The organism is Gordonia effusa NBRC 100432, from assembly GCF_000241305.1.
Taxonomy (GTDB): domain Bacteria; phylum Actinomycetota; class Actinomycetes; order Mycobacteriales; family Mycobacteriaceae; genus Gordonia; species Gordonia effusa.
In genome coordinates this window covers 84,412-108,438 of sequence record NZ_BAEH01000115.1, presented here as the reverse complement: position 1 = coordinate 108,438, position 24,027 = coordinate 84,412, and the positions used below count along the sequence as shown (strand labels likewise).

The following is a 24,027-nucleotide window of genomic DNA, read 5'->3' as shown; positions in this document are numbered from 1 at the left end:
AATACTCAGGCCGCGCCAGAACCTGTCGGCACTCGACGCACACTGCCACAGTCAGCGCATGACGAAATCGCACCGCGGCGTCAGCGCCGCTGTCGTCGCGACGGCCGCCCTAACCGTGGTACTGACTAGCTCAGCCCATGCCGCCGCGACGCCACTCGAACCTGATCCACACCAGCCAGCAAACGGCGCCGCCGCCCCGGCATACCGTTCAGACAACACCGTCACGCCGGCCTATTCACCGATTCAGGTACCAAAACCCCTGGTCTCGCCTGCCGACAGCCGCAGTCGCACAATCGTTTACACGGCATACCCCTATCTCGCTTCCTGGCTGCATAACGCCATCGGGCGCCAGCCATTGGAACTTCGGGGCGCGGCTCGCGTAACCTTCGTCGACCCGGTCAGCAAGCGCATTGTCGTGATCAATCCCAACGGTCACTGCGACTTCACCGATGGTCACCACGCAGGTGCCGGGACTCCTCTTCGACCGATACGGGTCGACACTGGCGCTTTCGCCGTCACGATCCACCCGATCGCGCACGTTCTGGCACGCTGATTCACCGCTGCTGGGAGCAGATCCGCCGACAGCAGTAAACCTTTGCCGCACAAGACTTTTCGGGCAGACTGCGGTCATGAGCCAAAACGACGGAACAACTCTCGACGACGACTTGCGCGTTAACCTCTTCCACCAACGCGTGGTGGTCCTCCCTGATCAACTCGATACGAATCTCGGTAACCGACTCACCAGCCAGCTATTGCTGCTGTCCGCGCAGGACCCGCGCAAGGACATCAGCTTATGGATCAACTCCCCCGGCGGCTCGGTGGCCGCCATGTTGTCGATCGCCGACGTCATCGCCCTCATTCCCAACGATGTCGCTACCGTTGCGCTCGGAACCGCTGCCAGCGCAGGACAATTCCTACTCTCGGCCGGCACGAGGGGCAAACGCTACGTCCTTCCGCACGCGCGCATCCTCATGCATCAAGGCTCGGCCGGCATCGGCGGAACCGCGGTGGACGTCGAAGTGCAGGCAGCCGATCTACGTCATACGCGAGATACCGTTCTCGCACTTATCGCACGATTCACCGGACAGCCACTCGACCGCATCATCACCGACTCGCAGCACGACCACTGGTACACCGCCACCGAAGCAGTCGACTACGGATTCGCCGATCAGATCGTGTCCGACATCGACGCAATCTATCCACGCGCACACCGACCGACAGCCATGATGGGACCTGCGAAATGACCAGCTACACAATTCCTTACGTCACCGAACGCACTCTCAACGGCGAGCGTTCGCTCGACGTCTACAGTCGTCTGCTGTCTGATCGCATCGTCTACCTCGGCACCGAGATCGACGATGGTGTTGCCAATGCGCTCATCGCCCAGATGCTTCATCTGGAATCAGACAGCCCCGACCTCCCGATCAACCTGTATATCAACTCGCCGGGTGGTTCACCGTCTGCGATGCTCGCCGTATACGACACCATTCAGTACATGCGGGCTCAGGTGACGACTACCTGCGTCGGTCAGGCGGCCGGTCCCGCGGCGGTTCTGCTCGCCGGCGGCGCAACTGGTCGCCGATCGATCCTGGCGCACGGCCGAGTTGTCTTGCATCAACCGTCGGTGGAAGGTCAAGGCACAATCCCGGGACTCATCATCCACGCCGATGAAGTGGTGCGAATCCGCGGCCAGCTCGAGCAGATTCTGGCCAAACACACCGGAAAGGACCCGCGGACCCTGCGACGCGATACCGATCGGGACCTCATCCTGCCCGCTGACGCTGCCGTCGCCTACGGATTGGCGGACGAGGTGATGACGACGAGATAGGTCGGGCTGTCAGGCGACAAGGTGCAACTGAGCGCGACCGCTCGACGGCTCCGGGCGCGACACCGGTGCGTCAGCGGCCGATATCAGCGTCGGCACGCGCGCAGCGACCGCCAGCGTCGCGGCGATTGCCGCCGTCACATCGAATAACGTCAGCCCCAACGCACCTGTCACCGCGGCCAGAATCTCCGACGATGGTTCTTTGCGCCCCCGCTCGATCTCAGACAAGTACTGCGGCGACACACCAGCCACGGCCGCGACCTCGGTCAGAATTCGGCGCTGCTTGCGGCGCTCGGTCCGCAGATAGTCACCGAGCACTTCACGCCACAGCACTTCCGGCAAGTCCCGCGTCACAGGTTCCATACTTGGCAGCCTAGCGATCGTTGAATGGCCAGGTCGGGCACTCTGCTCACAGCAGAATCAACCTGGTCACCTCGTCACGTAAGCCGACGACAGCCTCATGCAAGAGCGGCCCGGCAGAGTGTGCGTCATGACAGTCACCGATAGCGCCCACAGCGCTTTTCACTCCGATTCACCATCGACGGACCTCGCCATCGACGCGCGCGGTCTGGTCAAACACTTCGGCGACACCAAGGCCGTCAATGGCGTCGACCTCGCGGTGCCCACCGGTTCCGTCTACGGCGTACTCGGCCCGAACGGCGCGGGCAAAACCACCACGGTCAGCATGCTCGCCACCCTCCTACGCCCCGACGCCGGCGAAGCGAAGGTCTTCGGCTACGACGTCGTCCAGGATGCTGTCGCCGTTCGTTCACTGGTCGGCGTCACCGGGCAGTACGCGTCGGTCGATGAAGACCTCACCGCCAGTCAGAACCTCAACCTGTTCGGTCGTCTGCTCGGCAAGTCACGGGCACAATGCCGCCAGCGCACCGAAGAACTACTTCACGACTTCGGCCTCGAAGAAGCGGCCGGTCGGCCCCTCAAGGAGTTCTCCGGCGGTATGCGCCGACGACTTGATCTGGCCGCCAGTCTCATCGACACTCCGCCGCTGCTGTTCCTCGACGAACCCACCACCGGTCTGGACCCGCGCACTCGTTCGCAGATGTGGGACACCATCCGCAAACTTGTCGCGAACGGCTCCACGGTTCTACTCACCACGCAATACCTCGACGAAGCCGACCAACTCGCCGACCGTATCGCGGTTATCGATCGCGGCATCGTTATCGCCGACGGCACCGCCGACGAGCTCAAGCAGTCCGTCGGATCCTCGACACTGCAATTAACCCCGGCCGACCGCGCCGATGCCGCCGAGGTCGCGCGTATCGCCGAGTCGGTTCTGGGCGAGACGGCTGCCCTGAGTCCGGAAGCATCTCGGGTCACCGTCAACCTTCATCGTCCCGACCTCGTTCCCGATGTGCTAATCGCGTTGCGCGGCAACGATATCGCCATCGAAGAGATATCCGTCCAGAAGCCAAGCCTGGACGAGGTCTTCCTCACCATCACCGGCAAGGAGCAGTAATCATGACCACCACCCTGGATAAGCCGATTCCCACCACCTCCATCTCGACCGCGGCCGTTCGCGCCGAAGCGAAGACATCGATCAGCCTTGTCGAGACTGTGCGGCAATCATTTTCGATGGGCTATCGCGGCCTTCTGAAAATTCGTCACAACCCCGAACAGCTCTTCGACGTTGTGCTGCAACCGATCATCTTCACACTGATGTTCACCTATATCTTCGGTGGCGCGATCAGCGGCAACATCAACGCCTACCTGCCGGTGATCATCCCCGGCATCCTCGTGCAGACCGTCATCGTCACCTCCATCGTGACCGGTACTCAGTTACGCGAAGATATGGACAAAGGTGTCTTCGACCGATTCCGCTCGCTGCCAATCGCCCGGATCTCGCCGCTGGCGGGCGCGTTGCTCGCCGATGTTGTGCGCTATCTGATCGCCACGCTGATTACCTTCACCGTCGGTATCGCGATGGGCTGGCGCCCAGACCCGATCGGCGTCATCGGCTCCACACTGTTGGTGTTGGTCTGCAGCTTCGCCGTGTCCTGGATCTTCGCGCTAATGGGCTGCTTGATGAGTAAAGCTTCTGCGGTACAGGGCATTTCGATGCTCATCATGTTCCCCTTGACGTTCATGTCCAACGCTTTCGTCCCGGTTGAGACCATGCCCGGCTGGTTACAAGGATTCGTGAAAGTCAATCCCGTCAGCCACCTGGTCTCCGCAGTCCGTGAACTGTGCAACAGCGGCCACGTCGGCACCCATGTGCTGTGGAGTCTGGTCGGCGCCGCGATTATCACCGTGATCTTCGCTCCGTTGGCCGTACGCGCCTACATCCGCAACGCGAAGTAGTCGATCGCCCGAAACCGTCCTGGGTCAGTTCGCTGACTCAGGACGTTTTGCGATTTCCGCCAGTATGTTTCGCGAGCACCCGACGTAGCTCAGCTATGGCCATCCGTCGGGACATCGAATCGACGCGCGCCGATTCAGCTTCCCACCGCGCGTCGTCGAGTCCCGACAGTTCTCGCATCCGAGCTCGCACCTCACACAGCGCTGGGTAGTCTTGCCGGGCCATCAACCGCTTTCCGACAAGCATCAACACCGCGCCGTCCTCCGGCATGCCACGTTGCGACGAAACCACCAGTCCCGCAGCCAAAGCCATCGCACCGGCCTGGGGCATGTCATGCCACCCGGTTTGCGCGAACGTCGCCTCGACGCCCTCCGCGACGGTCGACAGAAACTCCCACGCACGCTGGCCGTCCCCACTAAGGACCAATCCGATCACAATGACACTGAGGACCATCACCGCCCCGGGATCGGATGCCACCAGCGGGTGTTCACGAACCAGCAAATCTCCTGCCCGCCAGTACAATTGCGCGGCCGACTCGCCACGTGTGCGTGCCAATTCCCCATGGCACACCATCATTCCCGCGATGACTTCGGGATTGCCCTGCGGGTCCGGGTCCTCGGGTCCCCAGCCGCGCGAGAGAACATCCAGTTCACGTTGTGCGCCAATGAGATCGCCCATCGCAATCAGGGTGACCACCACGTAACCGCGTGCCTGCATCTGGTCCTCTTCGGCCCCGATCTCCTCCAGCTGTGCGATACCTTTTCGGTAGAAGCCCAGCGCGGTCTGCCAATGTGCTTGCTGCCCATAGATACTCGCTGTAGACACATCGATCATCGCTTGCCACGGATCGCCCGGATTTGAGATCTCGCGCAACGTCGCGCCGTCGCGTAGCGCACCATCGAGGTTCCCCAGGTTCTCCCGGAGGTTCATCCGGAGAGCCAGGGCGCCGCGGCGCACCTCCGGGTTCGCTGATCTGGTCGCCAGTACGATCGCACGAAGGCCGGCATAGGTGCTGCGCGACAACAGGATCGATGACAAGAACTCCATCGGCTGGTCGAGCTGACGATCAGGACGATGCAGTCTACGCAGGTACCACCGTGCTTTGGCAAGTTGTCGCATGATCGGCTGCAACAGGAGGTGTACGCACGCCGCAGTCAAGGTGAGTTGCCAGAGTTCGCGCAGATCGTCGGGCAAGTCTCGTCGCGGCACGGGCAGCAGATCAGTCAGTCGCAGACCCCATGAACGAACTTCGGCATGTAGACCGCGCATTGCCCAAAACACCGCGACGGCCGGGAACACGGTAACAATGGTCACCTCGTCCGGCGCACCGCTTGGCTCGCACGCTCGGCGCAAGACCCAGACGAGGTTTTCGGCTTCCTCCTCCATCGAGGCGATGAGCGCCCGATCAGCCGACTCGTCGTAATGAGCTCGCGCAGAACGGGAATACGCCCTCGCCCACCGCGCCATCGCATCATCGACATTGCCACCTTCGCCGGTCTGCTGGAGCTTCTCCTCGCCGAACTCACGCACCATTTCCAGCATCCGATATCGCACGCGCCCACCGGATTCGGTCACTTCGAGCAATGATTGATTGACTAACGCGTCGAGCGTGTCGTCGAGCTCCGCTCCGTCACATCCAAGCACCGTCGCAGCGGCATCCACGCCAAAACCCGCTGGGAAGCGACACATTCGACGCAGGGCACCGCGCGCGGCATCGTCGAGAAGGTCCCAACTCCACTCGATGACCGCATGCAGCGTGCGATGCCGGTCCGGCGCCGTGCGGTCGCCCGACCGCAGCAGGTCGAAGCGCGCGACGAGTCGCTGGGTGATCTCATCGACGGTCATCGCGCGGATCCGTGCCGCGGCGAGTTCGATGGCCAGCGGCAGTCCGTCGAGATGAGTACACAATTCGGCGACTTTGTCGGTCGGCAGATCTGCTGTTGGTCGCACCGAACGTGCCCGCATCACAAACAATTCCACCGCGGACGAGTTGGCACCGTCGACGCGCAGCACCGGCAGGGGGTAGACCTGCTCGGCGGCGATCAGCAGCGGTGAGCGACTCGTTGCCACCACCGACAACTCAGGTTCGGTGGCGATGAGATCGGCGACAACCCGTGCGACACTGTCGATAACCTGCTCACAGTTGTCGAGGATCAACAGTGTCGGGCGACCGCGCACGGCGTCGGCCAGCCGGTCCGCGAGTTCGCCGACAGCCAGCCGTGGTCGACCGCTGGCACTCATGTCGGTTTCACCGACACCGAGGGCGGTAGCCAACGCGGCCACCACGTCGGCGTCGTCTCGCACGGAGGCAAGGGGAACGAAATGGACCGTTTTCCCTTGCGCCGCATACTCGTTGCCTACCGCGTTGGCAATACGAGTCTTGCCGACGCCACCCGGCCCGAGAACGGTGACCACACGATTGGCGTCAAGGAGGTCGATGATGGTGCGCAAATCGTCGTCACGTCCGACCAGCGGAGTCGACTCAGCACGGAGTCCGGAAGTCTTGCCACGGCGAGCGAGACCCATCGAACTCGGCGAATCAGCATCCGAAAGCAATTCAGCGTTGAGAGCCGTCGCCTCGCTTCCTGGATCAACACCGAGTTCTGTTGCGAGCGCGCGACGCAGTCGGGAAAATACCGCGAGAGCTTCGCCTCGCCGTCCTTCACCAGCGAGGGCTTTCATGAGCAAGATATGTGCGGATTCGTCGAGAGGATCTGCGGTGCAACGTTTTTCCGCGAGTTCTCGGGCCGTGACATAGTCGCGCTCACGGAGGGCACTCGCGCCGCGCACGTCGTCGAGCTTGCCCGCGAGATTGTGCGCGCGTCGTCGAAGCTCCTGTGCGAGTTCGTCATCGGCTCCCAGGTCGTCGCCCGGGGCGCCTCGCCACAGTGACGCGGCCTCGTCGACCGTGAGCGAATCTCCCTTTGCCAGGGCATTTTCCACGAGATCCAAATCGGTGGTGACACCGTCAAGCCGGTATCCGCTGCCCACCCCGGCGATGGACCCGTCGTCGAGCAGATGCCGCAGTCGCGAAATCTGAGTATGCAATGCCGACTGGGGCGACTTCGGAGGTAAATCTCCCCAAATGTCGTCGATGAGACGGTCCGCGGACCTGGCCCGGCCACCGGCCAGCGCCAACGACACGAGCAGGCGTTTCGCGCGGACTCCGGCGACCTCGACACCGGCGACCGTGACGGGCCCCAACAGACCGATGACGGTCTGCTGGGCGGTAATTGGGTCGTCGGGCACTCGACTAGCCTAATGCGGCATAGACTCGAGCGTCATGAGCAACCGCCACTCCCTCGAACCGATCGCTGACGAGACCTTTTTCGACACCGCTCCGATGCGCTACCGAATCGATGTGAACCTGCCGGTCAGTCCCGAATACGCCTGGTCGGAGTTCACCCGACAGAACACGCTCGACTGGTGCCGCGCACTGAAATCGGTGACCTACACCTCGGCGCGGCCGTACAGCGTCGGCACCACTCGCTCGATCTCCCTGGCACCCGGATTCGCGACTATGGAGGAGATCTTCTTCATCTGGGACGAGAATCCCGATGAGCACACCTACCGCCACGCATTTCACGGCGTGCGTGGTTCGATGCCCGGTTTGAAACGTTTCGGCGAGTTGACCGAAGTCTCACCGGCAGAACACGGTTGCCGCCTAGTGTGGCTGTTCGGCATCGAATTGGGCGGCACCTCGCTGCCGTCGTGGCTTTCGTCGCCCATATCGAGCGGGGCATTCGGCACGGTAGAGACGGATACGTTGCGGCACTTCGCCAAAAGATAGGCGGATAGGCGATCGGTGGTACGTCGGTCGTCGTCGCCACCCGAGGTCGTCTCACCGAGTCTCGATACACGCGCGTCTCGCTCCGCTCGGCGAGCGCACTCGACCATCGACGGTAACTGCTGGTCGAGTGCCCGGCGAGGCGCCAGCCGAGCCGGGTGTATCGAGACCACGCCCCGTTCGACCGAACGACTTATCCCAGTGCGTTTTCCAGATCGCCGAGGATGTCTGCGATGTCTTCGATGCCGACCGACAAACGCACCAGATCGTCGGGGACCTCCAGCAATGAGCCTGCCGTCGACGCGTGCGTCATCGCACCCGGATGCTCGATCAGCGATTCGATGCCACCCAACGACTCGGCAAGCGTGAAAACCTCTGTCCGCGAGCAGAATTCCTGCGCAGCCGCCAGACCACCGGCCACCCGCACCGACACCATGCCACCGAACCGCTTCATCTGCCGCGCGGCAACCTCGTGGCCGGGATGCGACTCGAGGCCCGGGTAGAGCACCGAATCGATCTTGGGATGACCGGTCAGGAACTCGACGACTTTCTCCGCGTTGTCGCAGTGCCGATCCATCCGTACCGCAAGAGTTTTGATGCCGCGCAGTGTCAGGTAGGAGTCGAACGGTCCGGGTACGCCGCCCGCGCCGTTCTGCAGGAAGGCGATGTCGGCGTCGAGTTGTTCATCATCGACGACCAGCATTCCGCCGACCACATCCGAGTGTCCGCCAAGGTATTTCGTCGTCGAATGCAGTACAACGTCGGCGCCAAGCGCCAGCGGCTGCTGCAGGTACGACGATGCAAAGGTGTTGTCCACCACCAGCTTCGCGCAAGCGCCATGCGCGACGCCCGCGATCGCTTCAATGTCGCCGACGTTGAGCAACGGATTGGTCGGCGTTTCGATCCAGACCAATTTGGTCGCCGGGGTGACGGCGGCACGCACTGCATCGACATCGCTGATCGGCGCCACGGAATACGTGATGCCCCATTGGCTAAAGACCTTGTCGATCAGCCGGAACGTGCCGCCGTAGGCGTCATTGGGGATGACCAGATGATCGCCCGGACGTAGACTCGCACGCAGCAGAGCATCCGTTGCCGCCATGCCGGAAGCGAAGCCACGACCATAGGTACCGCCTTCGAGCGCAGCCATATTGGCTTCGAGCGCCTGTCGAGTCGGATTGCCGGTGCGGGCGTATTCGAAACCGCCGCGCAGCCCGCCGACGCCGTCTTGCGCGAAGGTCGAGGACGCGTAGATCGGCACGTTGACCGCGCCGGTTGCCGGGTCCGGGTCGTAGCCCGCGTGGATCGCCTTGGTCGAAAAGCCTTGCCAGCGAGAAGAATCCGCTGCGCTGCGCTGCTCACTCATGGATATTCGATCCTTTCGGAGGTTGGTTGACGACGATGGTGTTCAACACGATGTCAGTAAAAGTTCGATTGCGTTCGTCCCACAGCGGCCAGAGATACCCGAGATAAAAGCCTGTTGCGTCGATGACATGCAACAGATCACGGCCGAAGGACTTTCCAATACCAAGCACCGCCCCTGTGGCCTCATCGACCACCATGATGCCCACGATCCGCTTTCCCCACGACGCACCGGTTCGTCCCTGCAGCTTGCCGAAGTTCCAATAGCTGACGGCCAGCTGGATAGGAAGCATGAGTAGCAGGATGGCGAGCCAACCCCAGAACATCGTCGGCGGCCATAGCGGAGTATTAGATGAATGCGACGGCTGATCGGCGAGGTCTGCGATCCACTCGATCGTGGTGATCACCCAGAGCACCGTCACAATCCAGCTGATCAGGATGAACACACCGTCGTCGATGAGCGCTGCGGCGGCTCTCCGCCCCCAGGACGCATATCCGGTATGCGGCACTGGGATACTGTTCGGCGCCGTGCGAGTCGCGATCAGTGTTGACTGACTCATCGACCTAATTCGCGCGGGGCGTCGGGTGACTGGTGACAAACGCAAGAAGGTCGTGCCGGGTGATCACACCGATGGGCTTGCCTTCTTCGACGACCATCAATGCATCGGATTCGCTCAGGGCCTTGGTCGCGACCGACACCGGCTCACCGGAACCGATCAGCGGGAACGGCTCGCCCATATGCGACGACACCGGATCAGCGAGGCTGGCACGTCCTTCGAACACCGCCGACAGAAGGTCGCGCTCGGTGACCGCACCGGCTACCTCGCCCGCCATAATCGGCGGCTCGGCGCCGACCACCGGCATCTGCGAAACGCCGTACTCACGCAGAATCTCGATGGCGTCACGCAGGGTCTCGGATGGATGGGTGTGCACCAAATCCGGTAGCGCGCCGGACTTTCCGCGCAACACGTCGCCGACCAGCGGTTCCCCCTTTTGCTTGCCGTCGAGGGTGCTGCGCAAGAAGCCGTAGCTGCTCATCCACTCGTCGTTGAAGATCTTGGCCATATAACCCCGGCCACCATCGGGCAGCAGGACGACCACCACGGCGTCGGGACCTTCACGTTTGGCGACTTGCAACGCGGCAACCACGGCCATGCCGCATGAACCACCGACGAGCAGCCCCTCTTCGCGCGCGAGGCGCCGCGTCATCTCGAACGAATCAGCGTCGGAAACCGCGATGATCTCGTCGGGAATCGACGGGTCGTACGCGTCCGGCCAGAAATCCTCACCAACACCTTCGACGAGGTACGGGCGGCCAGTGCCACCGGAATACACCGACCCTTCGGGGTCGGCGCCGATCACCTTGACGTTGCCGCCCGACACTTCTTTGAGATATCGACCGGTACCGGTGATGGTGCCGCCCGTGCCGACGCCAGCCACAAAATGCGTTATTTTGCCCTCGGTGTCGGCCCAAATCTCGGGTCCGGTTGTCTCGTAATGACTTTGCGGGCCAGCCGGGTTCGCGTACTGATTCGGCTTCCACGCGCCCTCGATCTCGCGCACCAGTCGATCGGACACGTTGTAATAACTGTCCGGGTGTTCCGGCGGTACCGCAGTCGGGCACACGACGACTTCTGCACCGTATGCGCGCAACACATTGCGCTTGTCCTCACCGACTTTGTCGGGACACACGAAGACGCATTTATAGCCGCGCTGTTGCGCAACGAGCGCCAATCCGATGCCGGTATTACCCGACGTCGGCTCCACGATGGTGCCACCCGGCTTAAGTTCACCCGACGCCTCAGCGGCGTCGATCATCCGCACGGCGATGCGATCCTTTGAGCTGCCGCCGGGGTTGAGGTATTCGACTTTGGCTGCCACGAGACCGGATCCGGGCTCGGTCACCGAGTTGAGTTTGACCAGGGGGGTGTTGCCGACCAAATCGATCACGTGATTGGCGATGCGCATGCCTCTATCGTCCCATCAACGTCGAGGCGCTGAAAATCGGGGACCGGTACGCGCTGACGTCGAGCAATCGCGGCCGCATATCGCGTCCACAGCCTTCGCCACTGTTCTTGTGACTCCTCGTCCCCGCCTCCGCCGAATAGTGCACCTGGATTCGACAATATCGAACATCACCCACCGCAACACGGTTTCATTGACCGGCCACCGCCCAAGCATCGGCGCCCACACCTACTACTCTGAACCTCGTGTCGCATTCAGACGGGCATGAGCAGAGCCGGGTACAGACGCGGGTCCTACGCGACGTAGGCGCAACCGCCGTAGCTGCGGCAGCCAGCGCCGGGGCGTGGTGGGCAGCGTGGAACTACCTCAACAGTCAGGCCGCCGCGGCACGTCGGGTGATCCCGCATCGCACCGACAACGCCCCGGACGGCGACGGTGTCTACCTCCCGCATGACGATCCGCGCGGACCAGGACCGATCCGCTACACGCGAGGGATGGATATCGATCTGCGTCTGATGGTCTTCGGCGACTCAACTGCCGCGGGACTCGGCGTCGAGACCGCATCAGAAACACCCGGGGCGCAATTGGCCCGACGGATCGTCGACGAAACCGGAAAGACGGTGCGCTACAGCAACAAAGCCATCGTCGGCGCGACGTCGAAAGGTCTCGCCGCCCAGATCGACGCCACCATCATCGCCCGCGAACGCCCCGACGTCGCCGTTATCCTTATCGGCGCCAATGACGTCACCGCGAAGAATTTCCCGGGAGCATCCGCGAAAAGACTTGGCGATGCGGTAGCGCAACTCGTCGAGGTCGGCGCCAAGGTGATCGTCGGGACCTGTCCCGATTTCGGCGTCATCACCGCGATTCCTCAGCCACTGCGCAGCGTGCTGCGTAGGTTGGGCATCCGCCTTGCCGCGGCACAGCGCAGCGAAGTCCGCAGCAACGGCGGCCGTCCGGTTCCGATGGCCGATCTTCTCGCCAAAGAATTCCTTTCCCGCCCCGATTCGATGTTTTCGCCCGACCGTTACCACCCGTCCGCCGCTGGGTACGCGCTCGCCGCCGACAACCTATTACCCGAAGTCCTGGCGGCGATAGGTGAATGGGGGCCCGGCCCGCTGCCACAGCCACCGGTCGTGTCCGAAGCCGTCGAGGAGAACAAGATCGTCAATCGGTTGGCTCGCCGGGTTCTCCGGTAAATCCCAACCCACGGACAGACGCTCACCAGTCGCGAGTAACGTTGCCGCTATGCCAGAAGCAGTGATTGTCGCCCATGCCCGTTCGCCTATTGGTCGCGCCGGAAAGGGGTCCCTCAAGGACGTCCGGCCCGACGAGTTGTCGCGCCAGATGGTCGCGGCGGCCCTTGCCAAAGTTCCCGAACTCGACCCCAAAGATATCGAGGATATCCACTGGGGCATCGGACAGCCGGGCGGCCAGGGTGGCTACAACATCGGACGCGTCATCGCCGTCGAACTCGGTTACGACCACATCCCCGGTGTGACCGTCAACCGCTATTGCTCGTCGTCGCTGCAGACCACTCGAATGGCACTGCACGCGATCAAAGCCGGTGAAGCGGACGTCATCATCTCCGGCGGCGTCGAGAGTGTGTCGAGTTTCGGCATATCCGGCGCAGCCGACGGCCAGCCCAATTCGAAGAATCCGGTATTCGCCGACGCCGAGGCACGCACCGCCAAGGCCACCGAGGGTGGCGCGGGAACGTGGCACGATCCTCGCCAAGACGGCCTGATTCCCGACGTCTACATCGCGATGGGCCAAACCGCCGAGAACGTCGCGAGCTTCACCGGGATCTCGCGCGAAGACCAGGACCGCTGGGGCGTACTGAGCCAGAATCGCGCCGAGAAGGCGATCGCCGACGGTTTCTTTGCCCGCGAGATCGAGCCGGTCACCCTTGCCGATGGCACCCAGATCAGCACCGACGACGGCCCGCGCGCCGGCACCACCTACGAGAAGATCAGCCAACTCAAGCCGGTTTTCCGACCCGACGGAACCATCACCGCCGGCAACGCCTGCCCCCTCAACGACGGTGCGGCGGCACTGGTCATCATGAGCGACACCAAGGCAAAGCAGTTGGGTCTCACACCGCTGGCCCGAGTCGTCGCGACCGCGGCCACCGGCCTGTCACCGGAGATCATGGGTCTCGGCCCGATCGAGGCCATTCGCAAGGTGCTACGAATCGCCGGCCTGTCGATCAACGACATCGATCTCACCGAGATCAACGAAGCATTCGCAGTGCAGGTTCTGGGCTCGGCCGCCGAACTCGGCATCGACCACGACAAGTTGAATGTCTCCGGCGGCGCGATCGCCCTGGGTCACCCGTTCGGTATGACCGGCGCCCGCATCACCACCACCCTGCTGAACAACCTGCAGACCCACGACAAGACACTCGGCATCGAGTCGATGTGTGTCGGCGGTGGCCAGGGTATGGCGATGGTGCTCGAACGCTTGAGCTGACCTCTTTACCGCTGAAAACCGCACCTGTCGGGCCAGCGGAGGGCAGCCCGCCCCCGCCAGCCCGATTGCGTGCGGTTTTCTGCTGATACGACAATGCCCCCACTCGCCGGGGGCGAGTGGGGGCATTGAAGTAGTAACCGACTAGTCGGAGTTGAAGTAACTGAGCAGTCGCAGGATCTCGACGTACAGCCAGACCAGGGTGACGGTCAAACCAAGTGCGACGCCCCAGGCCGCCTTCGACGGTGCGCCCGCACGGATGAGGCGGTCGGCCGAGTCGAAGTCGAGCAGGAAGCTAAACGCTGCCAGTCCGATGCAGACGAGAGAGAAGATGATCGCGAGCGGGCCACCGCTGCGGAGGCCGAAGCCTTCGCCACCGTTGAACAGCCCGATAACCAAGTTGCCGACCATCAGCACCAACACACCGACCAACCCGGCAAGCAGCATGCGGGTGAACCGTGGCGTGACGCGGATCGCGCCGACCTTGTAGACGATCAGCATGCCGAAGAACACTCCGAAGGTGCCCAAGATGGCCTGACCGATCATCGCTCCGGCCGAGGTATCGCCGGACACCGCCCAGTTGGCGAAGACGAACGAGATCGCACCGACGAACAGTCCCTCGAACGCCGCGTAAGCGAGCACGATCGCGGGGTTGTCCTGCTTGCGGCCGAACGACGCGACCATCACCAGCACGAAGCCGACCAGACCGCCAACCAAGGTCAACGGCATCGCCAGCGCATTGTTCGAGTCAACGACGAAATACGAGGCAATCGCGGACAGCGTGAGCACCACCAGGGTGATCGCGGTCTTGGTCACGACGTCATCAATGGTCAGCTGACGACCGACGGCAGGCGCCTGCTGTTGAGGATATGGCTGCTGCATCTGGCCGTACTGATTGGCCATCGCACCGGCACCTGCCATGCCAGCGCCGAATCCGGCGTAACCACCCTGGTTCATTCCAGGCTGCTGGTAGCCGGTCTGGTTATCGCGGACGACGCCGCGCATAACCGGGTTGCTACTTTCTCGCACCTTGACTCCTTAGGTGTAGATGCTCAGGTTCAATTTGAGGGCGAACACTTACTCAGACAACGGTGTCTTACGCTGTTGAGTTCCGACTTTACCTTCTCTTGACTATTTGGGCTCGTCCAGTGTCATTCGAGCGACGTCACGTAGCGCGTCGAGCGCGGCCCGCGCGTCGTCGTGGCCGGGCCGATCTCCCAAGATCGCGATCGATGCACGACCGAAACACACTGCCCGCAACACATTCTCCGCGAGTGTCAGATCATCACCCCAGGGCAGATGCGGCTTGCTAATCATCAACGACGCAACGCCGTGCGACGCCGACCAGAGTTCTAACGCGCTTGCCACCACGTCGCCGGGCGGGTAGAAGCCTTCGTCGATCAACGCCTGAACCGTGCGGGACAGACGCAGAAATGCCGCTGTCGCCAGAACCTCGTCCACCATCGAGCCGTTATCGAATGTCGCGGGTTGCGCGAATGCCAACTCGTAGAGCACCGGATTAGCGACCGCGAATCGGACGTAGGCCATGCCTTCAGCGAGCGCCCGCTCGAGCGGATCATCGATCCCCTCGCCCGCAGTCGCAAGGACGTCATCGAGTTGCTGAAAAGACGCTGCCGTGACGGCGTCGAGCAATTGGTCCTTGTCGGCGAAATGCAGATAGATCGACGGCGGAGTTACCCCGACCCGCGCGGCCACCGCACGCACCGACACCGCTTCGGGTGACCCGTGCTCTGTGAGCAATTCCATTGCGGCAGTGATGATTTCACCACGTAGCTGCTCTCCCGAACCGCGTGGTGAGCGCGCGCGGCGACCTACCGTCACTGTTTCGCCCCCTCCTCGGACAACCCAATCCGGTTGTGTAGTCGGCGAAGTGGGCCCGGTGCCCACCAGTTGGCGCGGCCCGCGAGTTTCATAAATGACGGTACGAGCAGCATTCGGATCAACGTCGCGTCCATCAGTACCGCGAGAGTCAACCCCACTCCGAACATACGCATGAACGACACCTGCGACGCGATCATCCCGGCGAACACAATGCTCATCAGTAGCGCGGCGGCGGTGATGACGCGGCCGGTGCTCGCCAAGCCGAACGCGACGGCATGATCGCTGTCATCGCGGGTGCGATCTGACGCCAGCCATTTTTCCCGAATCCGACCAAGCAAGAAGACCTCGTAATCCATCGACAGGCCGAACGCGACACAGAACATCAGCACCGGCATGGTCGAGACGAGGTAGCCGGTCGACGTGGTTCCCAACCCGCCCAGATGTCCCTCTTGGAAGAAGAACACCATCGCGCCAAAGGTGGCGGTCAGCGAAAGTACGTTGAGTACCAACGCTTTCAGCGGTAGCACCACGCTGCCGGTGAAGAGGAACAACAGGATGAACGTCGCGATGCCGATCCACGCGAGCACCCACGGCAAGGCTCCGTAAATCGAGTCGACCGTGTCGATATTCCGCTGCCCTAGACCGGTGAACAACACCTCGGTACCCGGCCGCGCGACGTCGCGAAGCGCGGTCAACTGCTTCTCGCCTGCCTCGCTCGTCGGAATCGCCTTGGTGGACAACGTGATAATGCTCAGTGCATCCCTCGTGTCGCCCGGAGCCCCCGGCGCCTTCGGCTCACCTCGGACGAAACTTCCACTCGACGACGACGCCGAGTTGATACCGCTCACCTTTGACAGATCCGCCGTGTAGCGCGAAAGTTCTTGCGGCGCAGCACCTCGCACCACGACAGTCACCGTCGACGACAGATCTTCGGCGTAGTCGCGACGAATCTCGTCCTGTATCGACCGAGCCGATGCTGACGTCGGCAACACACGATCGTCGGGGAAGCCGAATTTCATCGACAGGAACGGTGCGCCGAGAACCAGCAAGAAGATCACCACGACGATGGCAATGGGCGCCGCGTGTCGCAGCACGAATTGCACGGCGCGATACCACCACGTCTCCTCCGCGTTGCGGATTGTCGGCGCCGTGAGGCCGAGTCGTCGTCGGATCGGACGGCGCAAATCGAGGGAATCGACGCGATCACCGAGGAGCATCAGCAATGCGGGTGTCAGGATCAGCGCGGCCACCAGCGCTACCACGACGACGCCGATGCCGGCATACGCGAATGACTTGAGGAAGTACATCGGGAAGAGCACCAAGGCGGACAACGATAGACCGACCGTCACCGCGGAGAACATGACCGTTCGACCGGCGGTCGCCATCGAGGCGACGATGGCGTCCGGCCGTTCTCGCCCGGCGGCCACTTCCTCGCGGTAGCGAGAGATGATGAGCAGCGTGTAGTCGATCGCCAGCGCGAGGCCCATCGCCGTCGTCAGATTGAGTGCGAATACCGAAACGTCGGTGAACAGCGAGATGGTCCGCAGCAATGCGAACGTGCCGATAATCGACGCGATACCAACGAGAATGGGCAAACCGGCGGCCACGAGGCCCCCGAACACGACGATCAGCACGATGAAGCTGATTGGGATGGCGATGGCCTCGGCGATGAGGAGATCGCGGGACGTCTGCGAATTGACCTGACCGAAAACCAGGCCCTGACCGCCGACCGTAAGTTTGATCCCCTCTCGTTCACCAGTCAGTCGATCGGCGATCTCCTCCGCATGCGCCGGAGCCTCCCCTTCACCACCGGCGAGGGTTGCGATGACGAGTGCCGAGTTTCCCTCGCGGCTCTTCAGCGCGCCGGCGGCAGCGGGGTTGTGCCACACCGACAGGATTGGTTGTTGCACATACGGAAGCTTCTTCAATTCGCCGATCACTTGCTCGCCGACGCGACGCGCGGTCGGGTCCGTAGCCATATCGACGTTGGGCGCGGCGTCGAGTTTGACCACCACCTGCAGGCCGCCGCGAGCGAATTCCTCGTCGAGGATCGTGTTGGCGCGCTCGGATTCCGAATGCGGGTCGCTATACCCACCGGCGAGAAGCCCTTTCGCGGCACCAGCCCCGAAAACGCCGGCGAGGACCAGCACGATCAGAGCGCCGATGAGCACGATCTTGGGTGCGCCGATAACTACGCGCGTAAGGCGGACAAGCATGAAACTCCCCCAGTCGACTGACTGCAACTTATATTATCAGCGTTAAGTTAACACCCGTAAGTTCCCTGGTCAATGATCATTAGCATCGCTTTCGGTCAATCGACTTGGACGAATGTCCGCAGGTAGATCGGCTATTTCGGCCCAAATCCCAGATGGAACGTGTTCTACTTTTGGGCACGAAGTCCGATCTGAGAGTGAACCCGCATGCCCGAAAATGCTGAAAATCCCGGTGTAGCCAATGCCGACGAACTCGCGCGACCGACGTCGTCGCGACGCGATCCCGAACTCCTCCGAGAGGCGATCACCGCCTGGCTCGCGACCAAGGTCGGAGAAGAACCGCGCATCACGCGCGTCGAGTTGCCTTCGGCGAACGGGATGTCGAGTGAGACGATCCTCATCGACGCCGACTGGGCCGGAGGTTCGCATCAGCTCGTCGCGCGCGTCGCGCCGCAACCTGACAGCGATCCGGTATTTCCCTATTACGACCTCGATCGGCAGTATCGCGTCATTGCGCATGTCGCCGCGTCCACCGAGGTTCCGCTCCCCCCGCTGTACTGGTCCGAACCCGATCCCGCCGTTCTCGGCGCACCCTTCTTCGTGATGGGCCGCGTTGACGGTGAGATACCACCCGACGTTATGCCGTACACCTTCGGATCGTGGTTGTCCGATGCATCCGATGACCAGCGCGCCCGGCTGCAGACCGAGACAATCGGTGTGCTCGCACGGATCCACGAGTGCCCGGTTCCCGCTCGACTGGATATGCCACATGGTGACGAGACACCGCTACAGGCACATATTCGACGGCTGCGTGAGTTCTACGAGTGGACGATCAAGGGCCGCAACAGTTCCCCACTGATCGACCGCGGATTGTCTTGGGTCACCGAGAATCTGCCGACCGAGTCCGATGCCGTACTCACCTGGGGCGACGCCCGGGTCGGCAATGTCATCTACGCCGACTTCCGCCCACGAGCCGTCCTTGATTGGGAGATGGCCGCATACGGCCCGCGCGAACTCGATGTCGCATGGCTCGTCTTCTTGCACAGGTTCTTTCAGGATCTCTCCGAGCTGGCAGGTATCCGCGGACTACCTGAATTCCTGCGCCGAGACGACGTCGCAAACGAATACGCGACGATCAGTGGACACCAGCCGCGCGACCTCGATTTCTACATCACCTATTCCGCACTCATTCACGCGGTCGTCATGTTCCGAATCCAATGTCGTGCAATAGATTTCGGCCAGGCCGAGCCGCCATCGGATCCCGACGACATGATCTTGCACCGCACCACTCTCGAAGCAATGCTAGCGGGAACCTACTGGGAGAACATCAAATGATCACCGCAATGGATGAGTTCCCGATTCATCAAGTGCCGCAACCGATTGCCTGGCCCGGATCGTCGGACCGAAACTTCTACGACCGGTCCTACCTGAACGCACACGACCGCAGCGGCGAGCTGTTTGTGATCGCCGGACTTGGGTACTACCCCAATCTCGGAGTGAAGGATGCCTTCTTCGCATTACGTCGCGGGAACACGCAGACCGCGGTGCACCTCTCCGACGGCATAGACGGCGATCGAGTGAACCAGCGAGTCGGCGGGTTTCGTATTGAGGTGTCCGAGCCGCTGCGGTCACTTCGTCTGATCCTTGATGAAACCGAAGGTATCGCAGCGGATTTGACGTGGGCTGGACTCTTCGATGTGGTCCAGGAGCAGCGCCATCTGATGCGCCAAGGCGCGAAAGTGACCCTCGACGCACAGCGGTTCGCACAACTCGGGTCGTGGACGGGGAACATCGTCATCGACGGCCAAGAGATCACCGTCGAGCCGTCGGTGTGGATCGGATCCCGCGATCGGTCGTGGGGTATCCGGCCGGTCGGCGAGCCGGAACCTGCTGGGCGACCGGCGGACCCGCCGTTCGAGGGGATGTGGTGGCTCTATCTCCCAATAGCTTTCGACGATTTCGCGCTGGTCATGATCATTCAAGAGTCACCGGACGGATTCCGCACGCTCAACGATTGCACGAGAGTGTGGGCCGACGGCCGGGTGGAACAACTCGGCTGGCCGCGAGTGAAGATCCACTATCTTTCCGGTACGCGGATGCCAACCGGCGCCACGATCGATGCCACCGCCGCCGACGGCAGCTCGATTCGATTCGAGGTGGAATCCAAGCTGGCCATGCCATTACACGTTGGCTGCGGCTACGGCGGCGACCCGGACTGGACGCACGGATTGTGGAAGGGCGACAAGTTCGTCGAGCGGGTCACCTATGACATGACCGATCCTGGTGTCGTTGGCCGATCGACTTTTGGAGTGGTCGACCACGTTGGCCACGTCATCTGCCACACCAATGACGGTGCGACGCACGAGGGTTGGGGCATGTTTGAACACGGAGCACTGGGGAGACACGATCCGTCGGGCTTCGCCGACTGGCTCTCGGTGGCGCCTAATTAGGCCACACCGTCAGTATCGCGATGAGTCGTGTTGTGGGACACTTCCCTATACCGGGTAGTCCCCCTGCCAACCCCGCTCTCGATTCCAAAGATTCGCCAGTGCCACAACTTTGGGCATAATCGATTGGGTGTGCGCCGCTTCGGAACCCAAGGTACTCGTTGTCGATGACGACCCCACGATCCTGGTGGCGCTTATGCGCGGTTTGTCGATTTCCGGTTTCCGGGTCGACACCGCAAAATCAGGCACCGCCGCGCTGGATCTCGCCCGATCCATCGAGTTCGATGGTGTGGTCCTCGACTTGAATATGCCAGGTACTGGCGGTATTTCAGTAATCTCCTCGCTTCGCGCAAGCGGATCGACAGTGCCTATTTGCGTGCTCAGTGCGCGGATGGCGGTCGATGATCGTATCCAATGCCTGGAGAAGGGCGCCGACGACTACCTGGTGAAGCCCTTCGATCTTGGCGAATTGGTTGCCCGGCTCCATGCTCTGATACGCCGTTCACAGCAAACTAATCGGACGGTGCGGAGCAGATTGGAGTGCGGCCCGCTCGTTGTTGATGTTGCGGGGAGGCAAGTACATGTGTCAGATCGACTCGTCGAACTCACTCGGCGCGAATACGAATTGCTTCAGACCTTGGTTGAGCGTCAGGGAGAGGTAGTGAGTCGAGCCGATCTGCTGAGATTCGTTTGGGGCTACGACTTCCCCACAGACACCAACGTAGTCGACGTTTTCGTGGGGTATTTACGGCGAAAGCTAGCTCAGTCCGGTGCGAAACCACCGATTATTCACACGGTGAGAGGGGTAGGTTTCGTGATACGGCCGCAATGACGCTCCGTGTACGGGTAATGCTCGCTGCAGTCGCCGGAATGTCGCTACTCGCGGTCCTGGTTGCGGGCAGTTTGATCGCCAATGTACGCACAAACAGCTATCGAAATCTCGATGACCGGCTCGATGCGGCATCGGCTACTATCGCGGCGCTCACCACCGCTATCTCTGCCGAGCCAAAAGACGGTCTACTCATCACGGTTCGGATCGGACCCGATGACGTCCGAAGCGTGGGGCCGACCATCCCTCATATCGCTGGGCCGCGTGGATTCGTCACCATCAACGGGGCGGAATACCGCGTGCGCCAACGATCCTTAAAGCGCAATGGCAAAACTATCGTCGAGATGTCGGCTGCTTTCGCAACCGACCCAGTGGAGAAACAGATTGAGCGAACGAAGATCCGGATCGTCGGCGCTACCGGTAGCGCCATCCTGCTCTCGGTTATTTTGTCCTGGCTGTTGGGCACTTACGCGGCGGTACCTATTCGTCGGCTTGTTGCTACAGTACGACGCTATACGCCCGAAAATCCGCCGGTGTTCTCCAACACCGGAACGGGCGAGGTTGCTGAACTAGCGCAAGCTCTCAACACCATGCTGGGCCGTATCGACTCCGCACAGGCCGCCCGAGCACGAGCACTGGAGGCATCCAGAGATTTCGCGGCTTCCGCTGCGCATGAGCTTCGAAGCCCTCTAACGGCCATGCGTACAAATCTTGATGTGCTCACCAGCGCTCCAAACGATGAGGTAACGCGCTCAGTGTTGCACGGGGAGATACGCGGCGGTCTGGACAGAATTGCGGACACTCTCGCCGCTCTTGAGGCACTGGCAGTCGGACAGTCAGTTACGGGACAGGACTTCGATCAAGTCGACCTAACTGAATTGCTCGACCGCCTCGTCTCCGATATGCGCGGACAGTACCCCAAAGTTCAAATTGTTTTGTCTGTGCCCGATGAGGTACTGATCCGTGCGTTCGCTCCCGGTTTGCGGACCGCCGTGCGGAATGCGGTCACGAATGCCGTCGTTCACGGCAATTCTGAGCTGGTGAACATCACAACCGAAGCAACGCTAAACGGCGTGATGATTGTGGTTGAGGACTCCGGCAGAGGAATCCCAGCCGCGGAGCAGCAGAGCGTATTCGGCAGATTTTCACGAGGAAGCAACGCCATCCACCCCGGGGCGGGACTCGGGCTCGCACTGGTGGAGCAGGTTGCGGAGACCCACGGCGGATCTGCACGGATTCTGAACTCAGAACACGGCGGGGTGCGCCTGGAGATCCGCCTTGGGTCCGGCAAGTAGGGACCTGACTCCGACTCCCAGTGCCGGATATGCGGAGCATCTATTGAAATGATTCGCAAATCGACCGCGCGATCGGCGAGGCCATAGCCAGGGCGGCAGGCCCCGCCGATCGAGGGTGCGACTTATATTAGATATGTGGGCTGCGAGTAACTGTTGGAGATCAGCTGTCTTGCAACACTTTGTCACTTCCGCGAATATGAGCGTCCGCAGCGACCTCTGACTGAGTTTCCGAAAACCCGGGAGGGCCGAGAATATAAGCCACACGACCCCGCCACGAACGAGCTTTCCGCACATCACGAACCATAGCCACAAATTCATGATAGTTTGCTTTTATCGGGTTATGGGTATCTATATTGCGTGTCAGCCCATATCGAACAGGTTCGATTTCGTGAGCATAGGTACCGAATAGACGGTCCCAGACAATCAAGATACCGGCGTAGTTTTTGTCCAGATACGGGTTATTCACGCCGTGATGCACCCGATGATGCGAAGGGGTGTTAAATATAAACTCGATGAAATCGGGTAGTTTACCGATCTTTTCCGTGTGAATGGGAAATTGAAACAACAGGACGATCGTGTGACTAAGAAAGATCATCCACGCCGGTATGCCAATTAAGGCCAATGGGATATCAACAACCGCTACCAAGAACGATCCCGGAATCAGCCAGGACAGTCGAATCGCGGTAGTCATATTAAAGTGTTGACTGGAATGATGAACACTATGAGCGGCCCAAAGAAATCGCACCCGATGCTGTAAGCGATGCTGCCAGTAATACGACAAATCGACACCGACAATAGCTAGGACCCACACCCAGGGCGATGAAGGCGAAAGGTGCATCGGTGTCAGCATTGAGAAAATGAGAACAATGGGCAGGGCAATGAATCTACCACCGAGCGGGTTGACGACACGTCCGATGCCATAGATTGACACGCTGGTGGCAGAGTCTCGCCAAGAATATCCCTTATGCTTCATTTTCTCTTCGTTACGCTCACGGCTGAGCGCAAATATTTCGATTGCGATCAGCAGAATGAAGACAGGTACGGTATAAAACGCTATATCAACAATCTCATTCATTGTTCCTGAGGGTTCCTTTACCATTGCTAATTCGGAATGTGATCACGCTTCCGACTGTAGGACCGAAGTCGGTTCTCATGTCTAAGAGAACCGATAGAGTTTCTTCGACCGGAGATGCGAGACAGTAAGCGCCACCTCCCCGACTCCCCCTGTTCCCACCAGTCCTCGTCAGCGCCGTAGCCGGCGAGCCGGTACTTTCACTTCCGCGGACCCATCGTTCTCCGACGCCAGATGTTGACGACCTCGAGGTGATGCTAACCGCCACCTACTGGGAGAACGTCAAATGATCACCGCACTGGATTAGGTCTCCATTCATCAAGTGGCCCAACCAATTACGCCACCGGGGTCGTCCGAAACTTATACGGCCCAACGCACACAACAACGTTGGCGATCTGCTAATTATCGCTAGCCTCAACTACCCGAGCCTCGGCGTGAGGGACGCCCTCTTCGCCGTGCGCTGCGGCGAGACTCAGACGGTTGTCCATCTGTCTGACAGCTTCGATGATGATCGAGCGAATCAGCAGATGCCCCTACACGTTGGCCGCGATTGCGGTCGCACCATCCACACACCAATGATGGTGCGAAACCAAACGGTTGGGGC

At 61.3% G+C, this 24,027-nt stretch carries 21 protein-coding genes; 12 read left to right on the top strand and 9 right to left on the bottom strand.

Annotated features, from left to right (window positions below):
* The first annotated feature begins 58 nt into the window (after nucleotides 1–58).
* From GOEFS_RS20130 to GOEFS_RS20120, 3 genes are all read left to right on the top strand, one after another.
* Entirely contained in the window at nucleotides 59–553 is a 495-nt protein-coding gene (locus GOEFS_RS20130; RefSeq protein WP_007319799.1) for a hypothetical protein, read from the top strand.
* 76 nt (nucleotides 554–629) lie between these two features.
* Entirely contained in the window at nucleotides 630–1,244 is a 615-nt protein-coding gene (locus GOEFS_RS20125) for a ClpP family protease (protein WP_007319798.1), read from the top strand.
* Nucleotides 1,241–1,828: a ClpP family protease gene (locus GOEFS_RS20120; protein WP_007319797.1), complete on the top strand. Its 588-nt coding sequence runs from the start codon at nucleotides 1,241–1,243 to the stop codon at nucleotides 1,826–1,828. Before GOEFS_RS20125 ends, GOEFS_RS20120 begins: the two co-directional genes overlap by 4 nt.
* A gap of 9 nt (nucleotides 1,829–1,837) precedes the next feature.
* Here the strand turns inward: GOEFS_RS20120 and GOEFS_RS20115 are convergent, their stop codons facing one another.
* Nucleotides 1,838–2,188 carry a helix-turn-helix domain-containing protein gene (locus GOEFS_RS20115; RefSeq protein ID WP_007319796.1) on the bottom strand — a complete coding sequence of 117 codons (351 nt, stop codon included), beginning with the start codon at nucleotides 2,186–2,188 and terminating at the stop codon, nucleotides 1,838–1,840.
* 127 nt (nucleotides 2,189–2,315) lie between these two features.
* On the opposite strand from GOEFS_RS20115, the gene GOEFS_RS20110 reads away from it, so the two are divergent.
* Both GOEFS_RS20110 and GOEFS_RS20105 read left to right on the top strand, forming a co-directional pair.
* The gene (locus tag GOEFS_RS20110) at nucleotides 2,316–3,302 is read left to right on the top strand and encodes an ATP-binding cassette domain-containing protein (protein WP_050949984.1); all 987 of its coding nucleotides are present in this window, start codon (nucleotides 2,316–2,318) and stop codon (nucleotides 3,300–3,302) included.
* A gap of 2 nt (nucleotides 3,303–3,304) precedes the next feature.
* The gene (locus GOEFS_RS20105) at nucleotides 3,305–4,144 is read left to right on the top strand and encodes an ABC transporter permease (protein ID WP_007319794.1); all 840 of its coding nucleotides are present in this window, start codon (nucleotides 3,305–3,307) and stop codon (nucleotides 4,142–4,144) included.
* A 37-nt stretch (nucleotides 4,145–4,181) separates the two neighbouring features.
* Here GOEFS_RS20105 and GOEFS_RS20100 read toward each other — a convergent pair whose 3' ends face one another.
* A complete protein-coding gene (locus GOEFS_RS20100; protein ID WP_007319793.1) occupies nucleotides 4,182–7,391 on the bottom strand; it encodes an AfsR/SARP family transcriptional regulator in 3,210 nt (1,069 codons plus the stop codon).
* A 34-nt stretch (nucleotides 7,392–7,425) separates the two neighbouring features.
* Between GOEFS_RS20100 and GOEFS_RS20095 the strand changes: the two genes are divergently transcribed.
* Nucleotides 7,426–7,932, top strand: coding sequence for an SRPBCC family protein (locus GOEFS_RS20095; RefSeq protein WP_007319792.1), 507 nt, complete (start codon nucleotides 7,426–7,428; stop codon nucleotides 7,930–7,932).
* 190 nt (nucleotides 7,933–8,122) lie between these two features.
* On the opposite strand, the gene GOEFS_RS20090 is transcribed toward GOEFS_RS20095, so the two are convergent.
* The 3 genes from GOEFS_RS20090 to GOEFS_RS20080 are packed head-to-tail and all read right to left on the bottom strand — an operon-like array spanning nucleotide 8,123 to nucleotide 11,259.
* Entirely contained in the window at nucleotides 8,123–9,295 is a 1,173-nt protein-coding gene (locus GOEFS_RS20090) for a cystathionine gamma-synthase (protein ID WP_007319791.1), read from the bottom strand.
* Complete coding sequence (locus tag GOEFS_RS20085) at nucleotides 9,288–9,851, bottom strand: RDD family protein (RefSeq protein WP_007319790.1); 564 nt, start codon at nucleotides 9,849–9,851, stop codon at nucleotides 9,288–9,290. The genes GOEFS_RS20090 and GOEFS_RS20085 overlap by 8 nt, the downstream gene beginning before the upstream one ends.
* 4 nt (nucleotides 9,852–9,855) lie before the next feature.
* Nucleotides 9,856–11,259 (bottom strand): cystathionine beta-synthase, encoded by a 1,404-nt coding sequence (locus GOEFS_RS20080; RefSeq protein ID WP_007319789.1) that lies wholly within the window; start codon nucleotides 11,257–11,259, stop codon nucleotides 9,856–9,858.
* Between the two features lie 242 nt (nucleotides 11,260–11,501).
* Between GOEFS_RS20080 and GOEFS_RS20075 the strand changes: the two genes are divergently transcribed.
* Both GOEFS_RS20075 and GOEFS_RS20070 read left to right on the top strand, forming a co-directional pair.
* Nucleotides 11,502–12,455, top strand: coding sequence for an SGNH/GDSL hydrolase family protein (locus tag GOEFS_RS20075; protein WP_007319788.1), 954 nt, complete (start codon nucleotides 11,502–11,504; stop codon nucleotides 12,453–12,455).
* 49 nt (nucleotides 12,456–12,504) lie between these two features.
* Nucleotides 12,505–13,728: an acetyl-CoA C-acetyltransferase gene (locus GOEFS_RS20070; protein WP_007319787.1), complete on the top strand. Its 1,224-nt coding sequence runs from the start codon at nucleotides 12,505–12,507 to the stop codon at nucleotides 13,726–13,728.
* A gap of 141 nt (nucleotides 13,729–13,869) precedes the next feature.
* Here GOEFS_RS20070 and GOEFS_RS20065 read toward each other — a convergent pair whose 3' ends face one another.
* The 3 genes from GOEFS_RS20065 to GOEFS_RS20055 all read right to left on the bottom strand — a co-directional run bounded on the left by GOEFS_RS20065 (nucleotide 13,870) and on the right by GOEFS_RS20055 (nucleotide 17,783).
* Entirely contained in the window at nucleotides 13,870–14,754 is an 885-nt protein-coding gene (locus GOEFS_RS20065) for a Bax inhibitor-1/YccA family protein (RefSeq protein ID WP_007319786.1), read from the bottom strand.
* A gap of 102 nt (nucleotides 14,755–14,856) precedes the next feature.
* Nucleotides 14,857–15,567, bottom strand: coding sequence for a TetR/AcrR family transcriptional regulator (locus tag GOEFS_RS20060; RefSeq protein ID WP_007319785.1), 711 nt, complete (start codon nucleotides 15,565–15,567; stop codon nucleotides 14,857–14,859).
* A complete protein-coding gene (locus GOEFS_RS20055) occupies nucleotides 15,564–17,783 on the bottom strand; it encodes an MMPL family transporter (RefSeq protein WP_007319784.1) in 2,220 nt (739 codons plus the stop codon). The genes GOEFS_RS20060 and GOEFS_RS20055 overlap by 4 nt, the downstream gene beginning before the upstream one ends.
* Nucleotides 17,784–17,987: 204 nt before the next feature.
* On the opposite strand from GOEFS_RS20055, the gene GOEFS_RS20050 reads away from it, so the two are divergent.
* From GOEFS_RS20050 to GOEFS_RS20035, 4 genes are all read left to right on the top strand, one after another.
* Entirely contained in the window at nucleotides 17,988–19,115 is a 1,128-nt protein-coding gene (locus GOEFS_RS20050) for a phosphotransferase family protein (protein WP_007319783.1), read from the top strand.
* Entirely contained in the window at nucleotides 19,112–20,230 is a 1,119-nt protein-coding gene (locus GOEFS_RS20045) for an Rv3169 family protein (protein ID WP_007319782.1), read from the top strand. Before GOEFS_RS20050 ends, GOEFS_RS20045 begins: the two co-directional genes overlap by 4 nt.
* A 127-nt stretch (nucleotides 20,231–20,357) precedes the next feature.
* Nucleotides 20,358–21,059: a response regulator transcription factor gene (locus tag GOEFS_RS20040; protein WP_007319781.1), complete on the top strand. Its 702-nt coding sequence runs from the start codon at nucleotides 20,358–20,360 to the stop codon at nucleotides 21,057–21,059.
* Nucleotides 21,056–22,351, top strand: coding sequence for a sensor histidine kinase (locus GOEFS_RS20035; RefSeq protein ID WP_007319780.1), 1,296 nt, complete (start codon nucleotides 21,056–21,058; stop codon nucleotides 22,349–22,351). The genes GOEFS_RS20040 and GOEFS_RS20035 overlap by 4 nt, the downstream gene beginning before the upstream one ends.
* Nucleotides 22,352–22,511: 160 nt before the next feature.
* Here the strand turns inward: GOEFS_RS20035 and GOEFS_RS20030 are convergent, their stop codons facing one another.
* Nucleotides 22,512–23,426: a sterol desaturase family protein gene (locus tag GOEFS_RS20030; RefSeq protein ID WP_007319779.1), complete on the bottom strand. Its 915-nt coding sequence runs from the start codon at nucleotides 23,424–23,426 to the stop codon at nucleotides 22,512–22,514.
* Nucleotides 23,427–24,027 lie beyond the last annotated feature (601 nt).

Coding starts and splice junctions, on each gene's coding strand:
- GOEFS_RS20050 (WP_007319783.1), top strand. CDS start 17,988: ATGCCCGAAAATGCTGAAAATCCCGGTGTAGCCAATGCCGACGAACTC.
- GOEFS_RS20095 (WP_007319792.1), top strand. CDS start 7,426: ATGAGCAACCGCCACTCCCTCGAACCGATCGCTGACGAGACCTTTTTC.
- GOEFS_RS20055 (WP_007319784.1), bottom strand. CDS start 17,783: ATGCTTGTCCGCCTTACGCGCGTAGTTATCGGCGCACCCAAGATCGTG.
- GOEFS_RS20130 (WP_007319799.1), top strand. CDS start 59: ATGACGAAATCGCACCGCGGCGTCAGCGCCGCTGTCGTCGCGACGGCC.
- GOEFS_RS20070 (WP_007319787.1), top strand. CDS start 12,505: ATGCCAGAAGCAGTGATTGTCGCCCATGCCCGTTCGCCTATTGGTCGC.
- GOEFS_RS20045 (WP_007319782.1), top strand. CDS start 19,112: ATGATCACCGCAATGGATGAGTTCCCGATTCATCAAGTGCCGCAACCG.
- GOEFS_RS20120 (WP_007319797.1), top strand. CDS start 1,241: ATGACCAGCTACACAATTCCTTACGTCACCGAACGCACTCTCAACGGC.
- GOEFS_RS20125 (WP_007319798.1), top strand. CDS start 630: ATGAGCCAAAACGACGGAACAACTCTCGACGACGACTTGCGCGTTAAC.
- GOEFS_RS20035 (WP_007319780.1), top strand. CDS start 21,056: ATGACGCTCCGTGTACGGGTAATGCTCGCTGCAGTCGCCGGAATGTCG.
- GOEFS_RS20080 (WP_007319789.1), bottom strand. CDS start 11,259: ATGCGCATCGCCAATCACGTGATCGATTTGGTCGGCAACACCCCCCTG.
- GOEFS_RS20085 (WP_007319790.1), bottom strand. CDS start 9,851: ATGAGTCAGTCAACACTGATCGCGACTCGCACGGCGCCGAACAGTATC.
- GOEFS_RS20090 (WP_007319791.1), bottom strand. CDS start 9,295: ATGAGTGAGCAGCGCAGCGCAGCGGATTCTTCTCGCTGGCAAGGCTTT.
- GOEFS_RS20030 (WP_007319779.1), bottom strand. CDS start 23,426: ATGAATGAGATTGTTGATATAGCGTTTTATACCGTACCTGTCTTCATT.
- GOEFS_RS20110 (WP_050949984.1), top strand. CDS start 2,316: ATGACAGTCACCGATAGCGCCCACAGCGCTTTTCACTCCGATTCACCA.
- GOEFS_RS20105 (WP_007319794.1), top strand. CDS start 3,305: ATGACCACCACCCTGGATAAGCCGATTCCCACCACCTCCATCTCGACC.
- GOEFS_RS20115 (WP_007319796.1), bottom strand. CDS start 2,188: ATGGAACCTGTGACGCGGGACTTGCCGGAAGTGCTGTGGCGTGAAGTG.